Below are 15,726 nucleotides of genomic sequence, written 5' to 3' on the forward strand. Positions count from 1 at the left end.
CACTCGCGACCGGATACCCTGCCTGTATGGCCAGCGGCGGCACTCAGGGACCAGGCCGCTAGATCGACCAGGGACAGAGGAGTGGTCTTCGTGACCGTCGTGGAACCCTTCGGGCTCAGCGTGCAGGACCGCGACCTGACCCGGGACATCCAGGTCGGCCTGGACGCGGTGGAGGCGGCGCTCGGCGAGGCCGTCAAGAGCGACGTCCCCTTCATCACCGTCACCGCCAGTCACCTCCTCGAGGCCGGCGGCAAGCGCTTCCGTCCGCTGCTCCTCCTGCTGGCCGCCCAGTTCGGCGACCCGGGCGCACCCGGCGTGGTACCGGCCGCCGTCGTCGTCGAGCTGACCCACCTGGCCACGCTGTACCACGACGACGTCATGGACGAGGCCCCGGTGCGCCGCGGCGCCCCCAGCGCCAACTCCCGCTGGGACAACTCGGTCGCCATCCTCACCGGCGACTTCCTGTTCTCCCGCGCCTCCCAGGTGCTGGCCGACCTCGGCCCGGAGGCCGTGCGGATGCAGGCCGAGGCCTTCGAGCGGCTGGTCACCGGCCAGATCCTGGAGACCCGCGGCCCCGGCCCGGAGATGGACCCCCTGCTGCACTACCTGGACGTGCTGGAGGGCAAGACCGGCTCCCTGATCGCCGTCTCCTGCCGGATAGGAGCGCTGATGGCCGGCGCCGAGCCCGCGCTGGTGGACACCCTCGGCGAGTTCGGCGAGCGGATCGGCATCGCCTTCCAACTGGCCGACGACGTGCTCGACATCTCCAGCGACGGCCACGAGTCCGGCAAGACCCCCGGCATCGACCTGCGCGAGGGCGTGCCGACCCTGCCGACCCTGCTGCTGCAGCAGATGCCGGCCGACCCGGCGGACCCGGACGACACCCGGCTGCGTGAACTGCTCACCCAGGACCTCTCGGACGACGAGCCTCACGCCGAGGCGCTGCGCCTGATGCGGGCCCACCCCGCGCTGGAGCGCGCCCGCGCCGAGACGCTGCGCCGGGCCGAGGAGGCCCGGGCGCTGCTCGCCCCGCTGCCGGACTGCCCGGCGAAGGCGGCCCTGGAAGGGCTCTGCGACGCGGTGGCCATCCGCACCATGTGACGCGGCTTCCCGGCATCATCGGCCCGGTCCTCGGCGGAAGCCGCGGGCCGGGCCGATCGGGTTTCCGGGCCGGGCGCGACCGGCTTCCGCGCTGGGTACAACCGGCTTCCGGGAGGGGCGCGACCGGGTTTCCGGGCCGGGCACGACCGGCCCCCGGGATGGGGGAGACTGGCCTGTGTCAGCTCACCCAGCCGGAAGGTCGCCATGCGTCGCGTCGTCATCGCCGAGGACTCCGTACTGCTGCGGGAGGGACTGACCCGGCTGCTCACCGATCGCGGTCTGGAGGTGGTCGCGGGTGTCGGGGACGGCGAGGCCCTGGTGAAGACCATCCACGACCTGGCCGCGGCCGACGCGCTGCCCGACGTCGTGGTCTCCGACGTGCGGATGCCTCCGAGCCACACCGACGAGGGCCTGCGCGCCTGTGTCGAGCTGCGCGGCCGCTACCCGCAGCTGAACGTGCTCGTGCTGTCGCAGTTCGTGGAGGAACGTTACGCCTCGGAGCTGCTGGCCGGATCCACCCGGGGTGTCGGCTACCTGCTGAAGGACCGGGTCGCCGAGGTGCGCGAGTTCGCCGACGCCGTGGTCCGGGTCGCCGAGGGCGGCACCGCGCTGGACCCCGAGGTGGTGCAGCAACTGCTCAGCCGCAGCCGCAAGGGCGATGTGCTGGCCAACCTCACGCCGCGCGAGCGCGAGGTGCTCGGACTGATGGCCGAGGGCCGCACCAACGCCGCGGTGGCCAAGCAGCTGGTGGTCTCCGACGGAGCCGTGGAGAAGCACGTCAGCAACATCTTCCTCAAGTTGGGCCTGGCCCAGAGCCCGGAGGACCACCGCCGGGTACTGGCCGTACTGACGTACCTCAACTCCTAGCCGGGAGCCCCGACTGCCGCCGGAGCGCCGGGAACGGCCGCCGGATTCGGAATGATCTCCGGCGGTCGGACGTTCTTGCTCGTGTGCGGTACGGACGCGGGTCGGTGATTTCCCGCCGCACGCGGGAGTTCCGTCCTTGGCCGACTCCACCCGCATAGGATGCGGGAGGTGCACCAGGCGGACGGGGCACGGGGCCGCGCCCGCGGGTGGTGTGCCCTAGGAGGTCCGCGGCAGTGACCAGTCAGGTCGATCAGTCAGAGGCAGTGGACGGCTCGGACGGCGACGAGGCTCGTGCCGGGAGCGGCGAGGCGCGCCCCGGCCCGAGCGTGCCCGCCGGCCCACCCGCCTCGGGCGGCCCGGCACCCGGCCGAGCCAAGCCGATCCGCAGACTCGACCGGGTGATCATCCGTTTCGCCGGCGACTCCGGGGACGGCATGCAGCTCACCGGTGACCGGTTCACCTCGGAGACGGCGTCCTTCGGCAACGACCTGTCCACGCTGCCGAACTTCCCCGCCGAGATCCGTGCCCCCGCCGGCACGCTCCCGGGCGTGTCGTCCTTCCAGCTGCACTTCGCCGACCACGACATCCTGACCCCGGGCGACGCCCCGAACGTGCTGGTCGCGATGAACCCGGCCGCGCTGAAGGCGAACCTGCCGGACCTGCCGCGCGGCGCGGAGATCATCGTCAACACCGACGAGTTCACCAAGCGCGCGCTGGCGAAGGTCGGTTACCCGGCCGACCCGCTCACCGACGGGTCGCTGGACGGCTTCCACCTGCACAAGGTGCCGCTGACCACGCTGACCGTGGAGGCGCTCAAGGACAGCGGTCTGGCGCGCAAGGACGCGGAGCGGGCGAAGAACATGTTCGCCCTGGGCCTGCTGTCCTGGATGTACCACCGGCCCACGCACGGCACCGAGTCGTTCCTGCGCAGCAAGTTCGCGAAGAAGCCGCAGATCGCCGAGGCGAACATCCACGCCTTCCGGGCCGGCTGGAACTTCGGCGAGACCACCGAGACCTTCGCGGTCTCCTACGAGGTGTCGCCGGCCAAGCTCCCGGCCGGGCGCTACCGGAACATCTCCGGCAACCTCGCCCTGTCCTACGGGCTGATCGCCGCCGGACGGCGCTCGGGCCTGCCGCTTTACCTGGGCTCGTACCCGATCACCCCGGCCTCGGACATCCTGCACGAGCTGAGCAAGCACAAGAACTTCGGGGTGCGCACCTTCCAGGCGGAGGACGAGATCGCCGGGATCGGTGCCGCGCTCGGCGCCGCCTTCGGCGGGGCGCTCGGCGTGACCACCACCTCCGGGCCCGGCGTGGCGCTCAAGAGCGAGACGATCGGCCTGGCGGTCTCGCTCGAACTGCCGCTGCTGGTCGTGGACATCCAGCGCGGCGGCCCGTCCACCGGTCTGCCGACCAAGACCGAGCAGGCGGACCTGCTGCAGGCCATGTTCGGCCGCAACGGCGAGGCGCCGGTGCCGATCGTCGCCCCGGCCACGCCCGCGGAGTGCTTCGACGCGGCGCTGGAGGCGGCCCGGATCGCGGTCACCTACCGCACCCCGGTCTTCCTGCTCTCCGACGGCTACCTGGCCAACGGCTCGGAGCCCTGGCGGATCCCCGACGTCGACGAACTGCCTGAGATCGACCCGCAGTTCGCGACCGGCCCGAACCGCGAGGACGGCGCCTTCTGGCCGTACCTGCGGGACCCGCGGACGCTGGCCCGGCCCTGGGCCCTGCCCGGCACGCCCGGCCTGGAGCACCGGATCGGCGGCATCGAGAAGCAGGACGGCACCGGGAACATCTCCTACGACCCGGCCAACCACGACTTCATGGTCCGCACCCGGCAGGCCAAGGTCGACGGCATCACCGTCAAGCCGGTCGAGGTGGACGACCCGACCGGCGACGCCCGGGTGCTGGTCCTCGGCTGGGGCTCGACGTACGGGCCGATCACCGCGGCGGTGCGCCGGGTGCGTGCGGACGGCGGCGAGGTCGCCCAGGCGCACCTGCGCAACCTCAACCCTTTCCCGGCCAACCTGGGCGCGGTGCTGAGGAGTTACGAGAAGGTCATCGTGCCCGAGATGAACCTCGGGCAGCTCGCCCTGCTGCTGCGGGCGAAGTACCTGGTGGACGCCGAGTCCTACAACCAGGTGCGCGGACTGCCCTTCAAGGCGGCCCAGTTGGCGGACGTGCTGTGGGCCGCGATCGGCACCCTGGACGAGGAGGACCACCGATGAGCGAGCGGAGCGAGCGAGGCTTCCCGTCCCTGCGGCTGGTGCCCAAGGACGAAGCGCCGCAGAGCGCACGGGACTTCAAGACCGACCAGGAGGTGCGCTGGTGCCCCGGCTGCGGGGACTACGCGATCCTGGCGGCGGTGCAGGCCTTCATGCCGGAGCTCGGCATCAGACGGGAGAACACGGTCTTCGTCTCGGGCATCGGCTGCTCCTCGCGTTTCCCGTACTACATGAACACCTATGGGGTGCACTCGATCCACGGGCGGGCGCCGGCCATCGCGACCGGGCTGGCCACCGCGCGCCAGGACCTCAGCGTGTGGGTGGTGACGGGTGACGGTGACGCGCTGTCGATCGGCGGCAACCACCTGATCCACGCCCTGCGGCGGAACGTCAATCTGAAGATCCTGTTGTTCAACAACCGGATCTACGGCCTCACCAAGGGCCAGTACTCGCCGACCAGCGAACTCGGCAAGATCACCAAGTCCACGCCGATGGGCTCGCTGGACGCGCCGTTCAACCCGCTGTCGCTGGCGCTCGGCGCCGAGGCCACCTTCGTCGCGCGCACCATCGACTCCGACCGCCGGCACCTGCAGTCGGTGCTGCGGGCGGCGGCCGAGCACGAGGGCACGGCGCTGGTCGAGATCTACCAGAACTGCAACATCTTCAACGACGGCGCCTTCGAGGTGCTGAAGGAGCCCGGCACCCGGGACGAGGCGCTGATCCGGCTGGAGCACGGGCAGCCGATCCGCTTCGGCGCGGAGGGCGCCAACGGCGTGTTCCGGGGCCCGGACGGCGAACTGTTCACCGCGCCGGTCACGGCGGCGAACGAGACGGACGTGCTGGTCCACGACGCGCACGCGGCCGGCCCGGCCACCGCCTTCGCGCTCTCCCGGATCGCCGACGCGGACACCCTGCACCACACGCCGATCGGCGTGCTGCGCAGCGTCGAGCGGCCCGTCTACGACGAGTTGATGGCGAGCCAGCTGGCCACCGCCGCCGCCCACCGCGGCCCGGGCGACCTGGCCACGCTGCTGGCGGGCAACGACACCTGGACGGTGGACTGACCGTCCCCGTGCGCGTCGGCGCCCCTCGTCCCGGCCGGGACGAGGGGCGCCCGTTGTTTCGCGGTTACTGCTTGGCCCACTCGACCAGTTCGATCACGACCCCGTTCGGGTCGGCGACCTGGAACAGCTTCTCGCCCCACGGCTCCTCACGCAGCGGCAGGGTGATCGCGACCCCCTCCTCGCGCAGCCGCCGCTCTTCGGCGGCGATGTCCTCGACGACGAACGCCAGGATCACGCCGTCCGCGACCCGATGGCGCTGCTCCTCCGGCAGGACCTCCAGGCCGCGCCGCAGGTAGACGACGTTGACCCCGCCGCCCGGGTGATTGAGCGAGACGAAGCCGTCGGCCGACATCTCCTCGCCGTAGCCGAAGTGCTCCCGGAGGAACGCGGCGGAGGCGGTGACGTCCTCGACGGTCAGGGCGACGGTGGTGGCGGTGATCTGCAAGGCGGGAACCCTCTCGTCGACTTCTGAGGCATCCGTACGATTACCCCGTACGCAGTACACTATACATAGTACGGAGAATCGCGCCAGGGACGTGCCTACTGATCGCGTCCATGTTCGAGAAAGTCCGGCGGCGAACCGCCCGGTCCCGTTAGGGTCGGGACATCGCATCGAGCATTGGGGGGTCGATCCGATGTCGGGAGCCGGATTCGAGGTCTCGCCGGAGCAGTTGAGGTCCTCGGCGGCCAACGCTTCGTCCATCGCCGCCGGTCTGGCAACACCGGTCCAGACCGCCGGAACCGCCTCGGGGGCTGCCGAGACAGCCTTGGGCGGCTGGCAGGTGGCAGGGCAACTGGCCGCCGTGGTGACCGCGTGGACCCAGGGCGTGGAGAAGATCCGCAGCGCGCTCGGCACGGACGAGGAGTCGCTCCGCCAAGCGGCCGACAACTACGGCAAGACCGACAACGGGAACGCCGGGGCGCTCCAGTAGCACAACAGGGGAAGGGGGGGCTCCCGTGGTGGATTTCACGCGCCTGCGCGACGTGAAACTGGAGTCGGTGACGGAGACCGGCAAGGACTGGCAGGCTGTCGCCAAGGCGTTCGACCAAGCGCGGCAGCACATCGAGGAGTCGGTGCTCAAGCCGCTCGGGACCTGGACCGGCCCCGCCGCGACCGGCGCCCGGCACTCCTTCGGCCAACAGGAGCTGCAGCTGCAGGTGGCCGCCCTGGAACTCCAGGCGGTCCAAAAGGTGTTGGACGGTTTCGTCCAGGCGGTGACCACCGCCCAGCAGGAACTGCAGTACGCGCTCACCGAGGCGAGCAGGCGCAGCCTCACCGTCGACGCGAGCGGCACGGTCACCGCGACGCCGACGCCGGTGGACCAACTGCCCAAGAACGCGGCGCTCCGCCAGGAGGCCGCCGACTCCTACCGGGCCGAGGTCGCCTACGCCGCGACCCTCACCGCCGACATCGCCGCCGCCGTCCAGGCCGCCACCCAGGCGGACGCCAAGTGCGCGGCCGAACTCGGCAAGCTGGCAGGGGAGTCCAAGCTCCTGGACGGTAGCGGGCGCTCCGGCCTGGCGGGCGCGGTCCAGCTCGCCGCCAAGGACCTCGGCGAAGCCACCCGGCTCGCCGGGACCGTCGAGGGGGACGCCGTCCCCGCGGACCCGGCCGCCCGGGCCGCCTGGTGGAGTGGGCTGTCGCCGGACCAGCGGAACCTGTTCCTGGACGCGGCGCCGTGGAAGGTCCAGGGCCTGCCCGGTGTGCCGACGTTGGAGGAGTACTACAAGCAACTCGCCCTGAGGAAAGCTGGGATCGACCCGTCGAAATGGGATCCCGAGAAGGGCCTGGACTTCAACGACGAGACCGTGCAGAAGGTCTACGCCTGGTACCAGAAGCTGTGGGACGAGAACCCGGATTTCCAGTGGGCCGGAATGGCCAAGCTGGCCGGCGCACCGGTGTACGGGGGGATCCATGACCTCAACGAGTTCATCAAGGGCGCGAATGTCGGCGGGCTGGTCACCCCCATTCCGGGGGTGGGGTTGTTGTCCACCATGAGTACGGACGAAGTGCAGTGGTTCCAGAACAAGTTCCTGAACATGCAGAAGGACATCTTCGCCGATGTCGGCTCCATGCACGCCGCGTACCAGCAGTACGGCATGGCCGGCATCGAGGCGTTGCAGCAACAGGACTCGAAGAGGTACCCGAAGGAGCTGATCGATTCCTGGCGGGACATCGACTCGGGCGACCCCAAACGAGTCGCAGCGGGGAACGCCGCGCTGCTGGAACGTGAGCAGACCGTTGTGCTTCCCAAGTCGTACCGCGAGGTGGAGAACTACCACGGCCCGGTCGGGGACACGTTCGCCCAAGTGCTGTCGGCCATGACCGAGTCACCGATTCCTGGCGGCAAGTCCTTCAACGGCTACTACGGTGGCGAGTGGTCGACCTGGTGGGACGACCGGTACGTGACCGACACGAACGACCGGATGGACTGGATCCGCAAGGACATGCTGCCCAAGTACCAGCAGCTCCTGGCGAATCCGTTGGAGGCGAAGAAGATCATTGACACCCCGCTACTCGACCGGGCCGATGAGTACGAGATTCTGCCGTGACGCGGGCGTGGCGGATTCGGATCCTCGGAGCTCTGCTCTGTCTGGTTCTGCTGGCGGCCGGGTGCTACCTGGTGGGCGGGAGGAAGCGTGCCGTCCACTGGGACCTCCGGAACTCGCACCGGGGCGCCGATCTGGGGGTCCAGCTCAATCCGCACAGCGGCCACGACTTCGAGAACCTCGGTCCGGTGGACATCGATCTGCCGGGTGGTCAGCGCTTCCACGCTGACGAGATGATGCTCATGGTGGCGGTCACCCGCGACGACGCCGAGAATATGGACGAACTCGTCGGTTGGTACCCCGAAATGCCGCTCGACAAGGCCTACCGGAAGTCCCTGGAACTCTGCCGACAGTTCGGGCTGAAGACCGACAGGATCGAGGAGTTCCACCGGAGTGTCCTCGATGACCTGGCAAACGGCGACCGGGTGCGTCTTGGAAGCGAGCACGGTGGGACGGATTTCAAGCTGCTGACTCCGCAGGGCCCGCTCGTGGGCGTCAGTCTCAAGTACGAGACCATCAACAGCGGTCAGCCGGCGACCATCAATGTCGAGTTCGCCTGGGGTGAGAACCTGAGACTCACGCTCCAGGACCAGGCCACCCAGTCCGCCACCCCGACCGCGCCCTGACCCGGAGGCCCTGTTGTCGTACGAGCAGCCCGTTCAGCCGACGGCCGTCACCTGGAACCTCCGCAGCAGCCATGGCCGCAGCGATGTCGGCTGGCCCGAGAACGTGCGGCGCCGCTGGCGCATCCCCACCGTGGCCGCGACCATCGCGCTGCCGGGCGGGCGCTGGTTCACCGGCAGGGTCGAGCTGTTGGCCACCGCGGAGAGCGAGGTGCTCGACCTGGTCAGCGTGACCTTCCCGGCCGCCACGGTGGATGACGCCTACCGGTTGTCGGGCGAGCTGGCACTGTACTGGGAGCTGCCGGTCGAGCCGCTGGAGGGCTGGTACCGCGAGGTGCGGGCGGGGCTGGCGGCCGGGCGGCCGATCAACGAGTTCGGGTTGAGCATCCGCGGTCCGCGGCTGGAGGAGCCGTCCGGACCGACGGTGAACCTGGTGTTCGTCTTCGCACCCCGCGGCCCGCGGCCGGTGCGGCCCGCGCTGTACTTCGAGTGGTCCTGAGCGGTGCCCCGCCGGGGTCGGCGGGGCACCGGACGACTGGCGGGGCGGGTCAGTAGACGCAGGGGATGCCGCCGTCGGACTGGGCGTCGACGCCGGGGCCCTGCATCGGCAGGTTGGCGGCCGGGTCGGACGCGGAGCCGGTCGGGGCGGCGGGCTTGTCGGCGTCGACGCCGGTGAAGCCGGTGCCGAGGGTGACCACGACGTGGTCCGCGCCGGCGGAGGCGGACTCGGTGGCGGTCACGCCGTAGCGGGCGGCGATCTGGTCGGCGGCGTCCTTGGCGCCCTTGCCGTAGGTGACGGTGGTGGTCTTCGGCTTGGTGCCCGCCGGGCCGGTCCGGCCCTCCTTGAAGCCCATCGCGACCAGGGCCTTGGACTCGGCGGTGGAGGAGACCCCGGTGGCCGAGGAGGCGTTGAAGACGTCCACGGTGACGGCCTTGGCGGCGGTCGGCGTCGGCGTCGGGCTCGCGGTCGGCTGGGTGGCCGTGGGCGCGGGGGTGGCGCCGGCCGGGTCGGCCGGGGCGACGGGGGCGGCAGCGGCGTCGGCGTAACCGAACAGCTGCTTGACCACCTTCTGGACCTTCGCCGGGGTCACCAGGTTGACGTCCTGGCCGTTCCGGGTGCCGAAGCCGTCGAAGGTCAGGGTGTTGAACTCGACGTTGCCGCCGGTCAGGGCCGGGGCCTGCTGGGCGAAGTCGAGGATGTTCCACTGGTTGTCGATGACGAGGTCCTTCTGTATGACGCCCATCAGCTCCTGCATCTTGCCGAGGTCGCCGACGATGCCCTTTTGCTTCAGGTTGTGCACGACGGCGGAGATGAAGGCCTGCTGGCGGTGGGTTCGGGCGAAGTCGCCGGAGTTGCCGTCGGGGCCGTCGAGGTTGTGGCGCTGGCGGACGAAGGAGAGCGCCTGGGAGGCGTTGAGGGTGTTGATGCCCTTCTTGAAGTCGGCGCCGGAGCCCTGGCCCTCCATGGCCGGGTCCTTGGTGTCGTGGGTGAGGCAGACCTGGATCGGCTCGACCGCCTTGGCGATGTCGTAGAAGCCCATCAGGTTGACCTCGGCGATGTGGTCGATGGGCTGGTCGAGGAACTTCTGCACGGTGCGGATGGTGGCCGCACGGCCGATGTCGCGGCCCGCCTTCTCCAGGTCGGCGCCCTTGAGGCCCTTGGCCCGCAGGCCCGGATCGGCCTTGTCCTTGGCCGCGCCGTAGGCCTCCTTGATCTTGGCCATGCCCAGCTGGGAGCCGTCGGCGTTGTAGGTCATGACGTAGTCGTCGCGCGGTATGGAGACGGCCTGCACCTTGCCGCCGTTCGCGGGGATGTGCAGCAGGATCAGCGAGTTGGTGTTGTAGCCGCCGATGTCGGAGCTGTGGCCTGCGTGCAGCTCGTCCTGGACGAACTGCGGGGGCAGGTCCGAGCCGTCCATGTTCTTGCGGCTGTCCAGGCCGATCAGCAGCAGGTTGACCGAGTTGTCGAGGTGCTTGGGAGCGTCCTTCTTCGTCTCGGCGATGACGTTGGAGGTGGTCATCCCGTCGGTGAGCTGCTTGTACTCGTACCAGACCACCCCGCTGGCGGCGAACACCGCCAGTCCGACGGTGCAGGCCACCACCCGGCCCGCGATCAGCAGCGGGGACCGGGTGCGGGCCGGGGCTCCGGCGGCCCGGCGGGCGGCGGCGCGGCCGCCCTCCTGCTGCTCGCTGTTCTCAGCCACGGTGCCTCCTCCGGTCCCGGACCACCCGGACCACGATCACCAGGAGAGCCGCTGCCGCGGCCTCAGCCATCACGGGAAAGCCGTGCACCACCCATTTCGCGGCGCCGGTGGCCAGCCCCCTGCCCTGGTAGAGCTCGCGGTTGGCGGCCAGCTCGGCGGCGGCCGTCACGCCCAGGATGACCGGCGGGGAGGCCGCGAGCACCCACCACCAGCCGTTGCGGGTGCTCAGTGCGGCGGCCAGGCCGGTGCCCAGCACCGCGGTCAGCGAGAACGCCAGTCCCATGCCCGGGCCGGAGAGTTCGCTGATCGCCGCGCCCACCACCGGCAGCCCGACCGCGGCCACCGCCGGCAGGGCGGGCCCGCCGGAGAAAGGGCGCTTCGGTCGGGCCGCGGGCCTGTCGGTCTGTCGGCCGGTCGGTCTGTCGGTCGGTCTGACGGTCGACCCGTCCGCCGGCCTGTCCGCCGCCCGTCGCCGTGCACCCTGGTCGGCTGCCCGTCCCCCGTCGGGCGACCGTCCCCGGTCGGCTGCCCGCCCCTGGTCGGCTGCCCGCCCCCGGTCCGGCGACCGTCCTCGCTGCCCCGCCACGCACCCACCCCCGGTGTTCCCGTGTTCCGTGCGCCACGTCGGCGCCCGCGCCGGTTGCCTGTCCGTACGTTCGTTCGTTCGTGGCGCTGCCATTTCTGGACGCTGGAGCCGGTCGGCCGGTTCCCGTGCGTGGCCGCGGAGCCCGTGATCGGGGCCGGGTACTTACGCAATGCGTCTACACGGGTGTAGATCTTACTCGGCGTGGCGCGCGCGTGTTCGATGGCGGGCCCGGCTCGGTGTGAGGCGAATACACTGCACCGAGTAGTTTATTTACGCAGGCGGAGCAGTGGAGGAGCGGACCGTGGCGACGACGGGTGGACCGGGACGGCCGGAGAAGCGCAGGGCGATCACGCAGGCCGCAACGGTGGTGTTCGGGCGCGAGGGCTACGTGCGGGCCAGCATGGACGCGATCGCGGCCGAGGCCGGGGTGTCCAAGCGCACGGTCTACAACCACTTCGCCGACAAGGAGACCCTCTTCCTGTCGGTGGCGCTGCAGAACTCCGCGGAACTGACCGAGAAGATCCGGGACTTGATGGCGAAGTACCTCGACCGGGTGGTGGACCTGCGCCAGGACCTGGTCGACTTCGCGGTCGAGCGGGCACGCGCGGTGCTGTCCGCCGGGGAGCACGGGGCGCTCGGCCGGGCGATCCGCGCCGAGGTGGCCAACATCCCGGCGGACGTTCTGGAGGCCTGGCTGGAGGCCGGCCCGATCGCCTCGCTGCGCGACCTCGCGACGCACTTCGAGGCGCTCTCGGAGCGCGGACTGCTGGCCGTCGAGGACGCCGCGCTGGCCGCCGAGCAGTACACGCTGCTGACCTTCCACGGCATCGCCGAGCGCTCCTTCTGGGGCGCCGTCCCGGTGGCGGACGAGGAGGTCGAGCGGATCGCGGCGGTCGGCGTCGACGCCTTCCTGCGGATCCACGGCGGCCCGGCGGCCCGGGGCTGAATCCCGGGCGGGGCCGAACCCCGGGCGGGGGCGGCACAGTGCCGCCCCCGCCCGGAGTCCGTACGGATCACTTCCAGTTGACGCCCTTACCGAGGGTGTACGGGTCGCCCCAGTACTCGGCGCCCGCGACCTTGGAGGCCTCCGGGGACAACGCCACCGCGCAGGAGGTGGCCGACTGGCCGTTGGTGAAGCCCTTCGGCAGCGACTCGCTCTTGCACTTGGCGAAGGCCCCGATGATCATCAGGTCCTGCGCCTCGGTGCCGTCCGCCAGCAGGCCCTTCATGTGGTCGACGCTGGTGAAGGACAGGTCGGTGCTGCCGGCGTTGGTGACGCTGTAGTGGATGTAGTACGGCACCAGGCCCTTGGCCTTGTCGCCCAGGTTGAGCGAGGTGAGGTCGGCCGGATCGCCCTTCTCGATCGAGGTGACCGCGAGCGCGATGGTGCCCTTGGTGCTGCCCGAGCTGAACGGGATCGTGACGGCGTTGCCGACCTTGACCGTGGTGCCGCCGGCCGGGGTGCCGCCCGCCGGTGCGGGCGCGGCAGCCGAAGCGGAGGCCGCGCCGCCCGCCGGGGCGGAGGTCGGGGCGGCCGGGGTGATGGCGCCGCCACCCGGCGACGGGGCGACGGTGCCCGGCGCGGACGACGCGGCCGGTGCGGACGGCGCAGCCGGCGGGGTCGTCGCGGTGTCGGACGACGACGCGTCGTCGTTGCAGGCGGTCATGGTCAGCGCGCCGACCGCGGTCAGCGCGGCCAGGGCGAGGGCGCGGCGACTGCTGCGGATGGGCTTCATGTGACGTCCCCCGTCATTGCGGACCGCCGTCGGCGGTCCTCCTGAGGGATGTTCATAGCGCAGTCCGGAGGTCGGGTGCCATGACTTTGGCCTCCCTTTGACCGGTCTGTGACGAGTCTCTCGCGGGTCCGTGACAAGGGATATCGAGTCGTGATCGGCCGGGCGGGGTCGGGCGGGGCAGGGCAGGCCGTCGGGGAGCGGCGGGCGGGGAGCCGCAGTGGGCCGTCGGATCACGGTGTCCATTCGCCGGCGAGCAGGCCGAGGACGGTCTGGTCGACGAACGCCCCGTCGGCCCAGTGGCCGGCGCGCAGGGTGCCCTCGACGGTGAATCCGGCGCGTCGGGCGGCGCCCAGCATCGGCTCGTTGTCGGCGAGCGTCTCCATCTGCAGCCGTTGGAGGCCGAGCGTGCGGAAGCCGTAGCGGCAGAGCGTGCGCAGGGTGTCGGTGGCGAGCCCCCGGCCGCGGTGTCCGGGGCGCAGGGCGATGCCGAGGTGGCCGCTGCGGTTGTGGGAGTCGATGCCCCAGACCAGGGCCTCGCCCGCGAGTTCGCCGGTGTCCCGCTCGACGACGGAGAAGCAGGCGGCGTCGTCGGCGGGCGCGCCGACGAGGTAGGGGGAGTGCGGGGAGTCGGGCGGGAGAGGCCGCCAGGGGCGGTTGTCGGCTCGGGTGCGGGTGGCGACGTCGTCGTACAACTCGGCCTGGAGAACGGGTATGTCGCTCTGCAGCCGGGCGCGGAGGGTGACACGGGAGCCTTGTAGCATGTCACATTGTCTACCAGGGGCGGGCGGTGGGCGCCTTCGGTTTTCCGTTCGGATCCGGAGCCGGGGCCGGTGACCTGCGATTCTTGCCCGCATGAGTGAACGGATGATCGATCAGGCCCGTCGGCTGGTGGCCGACCGATTCCCGGACGCGCTCGCCGCGCTGCTGGCCGGGTCCGCGGCGGCCGGGACCGCCACCGCCACCGCCACCAGCGACCTCGACCTCGCGGTCCTGGTCGCGGACGGCGGCGGGACCTACCGGGAGACGGTCCGCCACGAGGGCCGCGTCGTCGAGCTCTTCGTCCACACCGGGACCGGCCTCGCCGAACTGTTCGCCGTCGACGCCGCCTCCCGCCGGGCCGTCCTCCAGAACATGTACGCCACCGGCCTCCTGCTGACCGACCCCGACGGCCACGGCGCCCGCGCCCGCGAGCGCGCCGAGGCCGACCTGCGCCAGGGCCCGCCCGCACTGGCCCCGGAGACCGTGGAGACCCGGCGGTACGGCCTGACCGACCTCCTCGCCGACCTGGCCGACGCCGGGGACGCCCGTGACGTGGGGGATGCCCGTGACGCCCGTGGCACCGGGGGCGCCGCCGAGCGCCTGGCCATCGCCGGAGAGGTGCTCACCGCCGCCGCCGACCTGCTCTGGGACCACTGCCGGGCCTGGACCGGCGCCGGCAAGTGGCTGCCGCGCCGCCTCCGGGAGGCCGACCCGGTGCTCGGCCCCGCCCTGGTCGACGGCCATCTGCGCCTGTGCAGGGACGGCGATCCGCAGCCGCTGGCGCAGGCGGCCCGGCAGGTCCTCGACCTGGTCGGCGGCCCGCTCTCGGAGGGCTACCGCCGCACCTGGCACGGCACCATCGAGCGCACCGTCTGAGTGTTCCGACCAGGGCGGTCAGGAAGCGTTGAGCACCAGCTCGTTGTGGGTGGCGACGGTGGCGAAGCCGAGCCGCTCGTAGAGCCGGATCGCCGGGGCGTTGTCGGTGCGGACGTTGAGGCCCAGGTGGTCGGTGCCTCCCCAAGGGGTTCCGGGCCCGGCCCTCCCGACGGGGACCGGGCCCGGTGGGCGGGTCAGACCTGGCCGAAGGTCTGGACGTAGCGCCCTCGGGTGCCGTGCTGGCGAACCGCGGAGCCGACACCGATGTGGTTGAAGCGCGGGTCGAGGATGGTGTCGCGGTGGTGGGGGCTGTTCATCCACATCCGCATCGCTTCCGGGACGTTGTCGGCCGCGGCGACGTTCTCCGCGGAGAAGCGGAAGGCGAAGCCGGCGGCGCGCACCCGGCGCCACGGTGTGCTGCCGTCGGTGCCGTGGTCCTGGGTGAGGTCGTGCGCCGTCATGTCGTCGGCGTGGCGTTGGGCGGCGGCGTTCAACCGCTCGTCCAGGCAGAGCGGCTGGGCACCGGCGCGGGCGCGTTCGGTGTTGACGACGGTCAGCATCTCGGTGTGGACGTCACCGTCGGCGGGCTGGGGCCGCCGCGCCGTCCGCCACCGGCCGCCGGCGGTCCGGCCGGCGGGGATGAGCTGCCAGCGCTGCGCCGGGTCGGTGTGGTTCTGCCGGGCCAGGGTGAGCGGGGAGCCGGGGGTGGACGCGGTGAGGAAGAGGTCGCCCTCGTCGGTGTTCAGCGTGCGGATGCGGAGCCAGTCGTCGCCGACGACTTCCAGGCACCAGCGCTGGTCGGGCCGACCGTCCAGGTCGGCCAGTGAGGTCCGGCGGCTGGTGTGGTCGTAGTGCATGACCATGGCCTGGCCGGGGGCGTACCGTCCCCGGGTCAGCTGGGTCTCCACCACCCAGTTGCCGTCCATGGACCAGAAGACCCAGCCCTGGGTGGTGGTGCCGTTGCGCTCCCGGGACTGGATCGGAGCGCCCGGGTCGGTGCGGCCGGAGTGCAGGTCGGCGACCGTTCCGTTCGCCGACCGGAGCGTCCACACCTGGCCGTTCCGTACGAGCGTGGGCATGTGTCGTGCCTCTCGTCGGTGGTGTCGCCCCGGGCCGCGACCGTTGCGGCGGC

16 protein-coding genes are annotated in these 15,726 nt (G+C 71.4%); 10 read left to right on the forward strand and 6 right to left on the reverse strand.

Translation table 11 applies throughout. From position 1 onward, the window contains the following. Nucleotides 1-90: 90 nt before the first annotated feature. From ACIBEC_RS15740 to ACIBEC_RS15755, 4 genes are all read left to right on the forward strand, one after another. Nucleotides 91-1,101 (forward strand): polyprenyl synthetase family protein, encoded by a 1,011-nt coding sequence (locus ACIBEC_RS15740; RefSeq protein ID WP_360494477.1) that lies wholly within the window; start codon nucleotides 91-93, stop codon nucleotides 1,099-1,101. Between the two features lie 204 nt (nucleotides 1,102-1,305). Continuing rightward, the gene (locus tag ACIBEC_RS15745) at nucleotides 1,306-1,968 is read left to right on the forward strand and encodes a response regulator transcription factor (RefSeq protein ID WP_360494474.1); all 663 of its coding nucleotides are present in this window, start codon (nucleotides 1,306-1,308) and stop codon (nucleotides 1,966-1,968) included. 233 nt (nucleotides 1,969-2,201) lie between these two features. After that, the gene (locus ACIBEC_RS15750) at nucleotides 2,202-4,199 is read left to right on the forward strand and encodes a 2-oxoacid:acceptor oxidoreductase subunit alpha (RefSeq protein ID WP_396287944.1); all 1,998 of its coding nucleotides are present in this window, start codon (nucleotides 2,202-2,204) and stop codon (nucleotides 4,197-4,199) included. After that, the gene (locus ACIBEC_RS15755; protein ID WP_360494471.1) at nucleotides 4,196-5,260 is read left to right on the forward strand and encodes a thiamine pyrophosphate-dependent enzyme; all 1,065 of its coding nucleotides are present in this window, start codon (nucleotides 4,196-4,198) and stop codon (nucleotides 5,258-5,260) included. Before ACIBEC_RS15750 ends, ACIBEC_RS15755 begins: the two co-directional genes overlap by 4 nt. A 64-nt stretch (nucleotides 5,261-5,324) precedes the next feature. Here the strand turns inward: ACIBEC_RS15755 and ACIBEC_RS15760 are convergent, their stop codons facing one another. Further along, on the reverse strand, nucleotides 5,325-5,705 hold the full coding sequence (locus ACIBEC_RS15760; protein ID WP_360494468.1) for a VOC family protein: 381 nt from the start codon (nucleotides 5,703-5,705) through the stop codon (nucleotides 5,325-5,327). Nucleotides 5,706-5,895: 190 nt separating this feature from the next. Between ACIBEC_RS15760 and ACIBEC_RS15765 the strand changes: the two genes are divergently transcribed. The 4 genes from ACIBEC_RS15765 to ACIBEC_RS15780 all read left to right on the forward strand — a co-directional run bounded on the left by ACIBEC_RS15765 (nucleotide 5,896) and on the right by ACIBEC_RS15780 (nucleotide 8,932). Continuing rightward, nucleotides 5,896-6,192 (forward strand): type VII secretion target, encoded by a 297-nt coding sequence (locus ACIBEC_RS15765; RefSeq protein ID WP_360494465.1) that lies wholly within the window; start codon nucleotides 5,896-5,898, stop codon nucleotides 6,190-6,192. Nucleotides 6,193-6,217: 25 nt separating this feature from the next. Then, nucleotides 6,218-7,813 (forward strand): DUF2515 family protein, encoded by a 1,596-nt coding sequence (locus ACIBEC_RS15770; protein ID WP_360494462.1) that lies wholly within the window; start codon nucleotides 6,218-6,220, stop codon nucleotides 7,811-7,813. A 185-nt stretch (nucleotides 7,814-7,998) separates the two neighbouring features. Beyond that, nucleotides 7,999-8,436, forward strand: a complete 438-nt coding sequence (locus ACIBEC_RS15775) for a hypothetical protein (protein ID WP_360494459.1) — start codon at nucleotides 7,999-8,001, stop codon at nucleotides 8,434-8,436. A 13-nt stretch (nucleotides 8,437-8,449) separates the two neighbouring features. Further along, entirely contained in the window at nucleotides 8,450-8,932 is a 483-nt protein-coding gene (locus tag ACIBEC_RS15780; RefSeq protein ID WP_360494456.1) for a hypothetical protein, read from the forward strand. Nucleotides 8,933-8,981: 49 nt separating this feature from the next. Here ACIBEC_RS15780 and ACIBEC_RS15785 read toward each other — a convergent pair whose 3' ends face one another. Both ACIBEC_RS15785 and ACIBEC_RS15790 read right to left on the reverse strand, forming a co-directional pair. Further along, nucleotides 8,982-10,637 (reverse strand): LCP family protein, encoded by a 1,656-nt coding sequence (locus ACIBEC_RS15785; RefSeq protein WP_360494453.1) that lies wholly within the window; start codon nucleotides 10,635-10,637, stop codon nucleotides 8,982-8,984. Next, nucleotides 10,630-10,980 carry a DUF6542 domain-containing protein gene (locus ACIBEC_RS15790; RefSeq protein ID WP_360494450.1) on the reverse strand — a complete coding sequence of 117 codons (351 nt, stop codon included), beginning with the start codon at nucleotides 10,978-10,980 and terminating at the stop codon, nucleotides 10,630-10,632. Before ACIBEC_RS15790 ends, ACIBEC_RS15785 begins: the two co-directional genes overlap by 8 nt. A 544-nt stretch (nucleotides 10,981-11,524) precedes the next feature. Between ACIBEC_RS15790 and ACIBEC_RS15795 the strand changes: the two genes are divergently transcribed. Further along, on the forward strand, nucleotides 11,525-12,169 hold the full coding sequence (locus ACIBEC_RS15795) for a TetR/AcrR family transcriptional regulator (RefSeq protein ID WP_360494447.1): 645 nt from the start codon (nucleotides 11,525-11,527) through the stop codon (nucleotides 12,167-12,169). Between the two features lie 67 nt (nucleotides 12,170-12,236). Here the strand turns inward: ACIBEC_RS15795 and ACIBEC_RS15800 are convergent, their stop codons facing one another. Both ACIBEC_RS15800 and ACIBEC_RS15805 read right to left on the reverse strand, forming a co-directional pair. Next, nucleotides 12,237-12,959, reverse strand: a complete 723-nt coding sequence (locus tag ACIBEC_RS15800; RefSeq protein WP_360494444.1) for a hypothetical protein — start codon at nucleotides 12,957-12,959, stop codon at nucleotides 12,237-12,239. A gap of 230 nt (nucleotides 12,960-13,189) precedes the next feature. Continuing rightward, nucleotides 13,190-13,720, reverse strand: a complete 531-nt coding sequence (locus ACIBEC_RS15805; RefSeq protein ID WP_360494441.1) for a GNAT family protein — start codon at nucleotides 13,718-13,720, stop codon at nucleotides 13,190-13,192. Nucleotides 13,721-13,811: 91 nt separating this feature from the next. Here ACIBEC_RS15805 and ACIBEC_RS15810 point away from each other — a divergent pair, with 91 nt between their 5' ends. After that, the gene (locus ACIBEC_RS15810; protein ID WP_360494438.1) at nucleotides 13,812-14,594 is read left to right on the forward strand and encodes a nucleotidyltransferase domain-containing protein; all 783 of its coding nucleotides are present in this window, start codon (nucleotides 13,812-13,814) and stop codon (nucleotides 14,592-14,594) included. 194 nt (nucleotides 14,595-14,788) lie between these two features. On the opposite strand, the gene ACIBEC_RS15815 is transcribed toward ACIBEC_RS15810, so the two are convergent. Further along, on the reverse strand, nucleotides 14,789-15,673 hold the full coding sequence (locus tag ACIBEC_RS15815) for a CAP domain-containing protein (protein WP_360494435.1): 885 nt from the start codon (nucleotides 15,671-15,673) through the stop codon (nucleotides 14,789-14,791). Between the last annotated feature and the right edge of the window lie 53 nt (nucleotides 15,674-15,726).

It is taken from the genome of Kitasatospora sp. NPDC051164 (assembly GCF_044455625.1).
Classification (GTDB): Bacteria; Actinomycetota; Actinomycetes; order Streptomycetales; family Streptomycetaceae; genus Kitasatospora.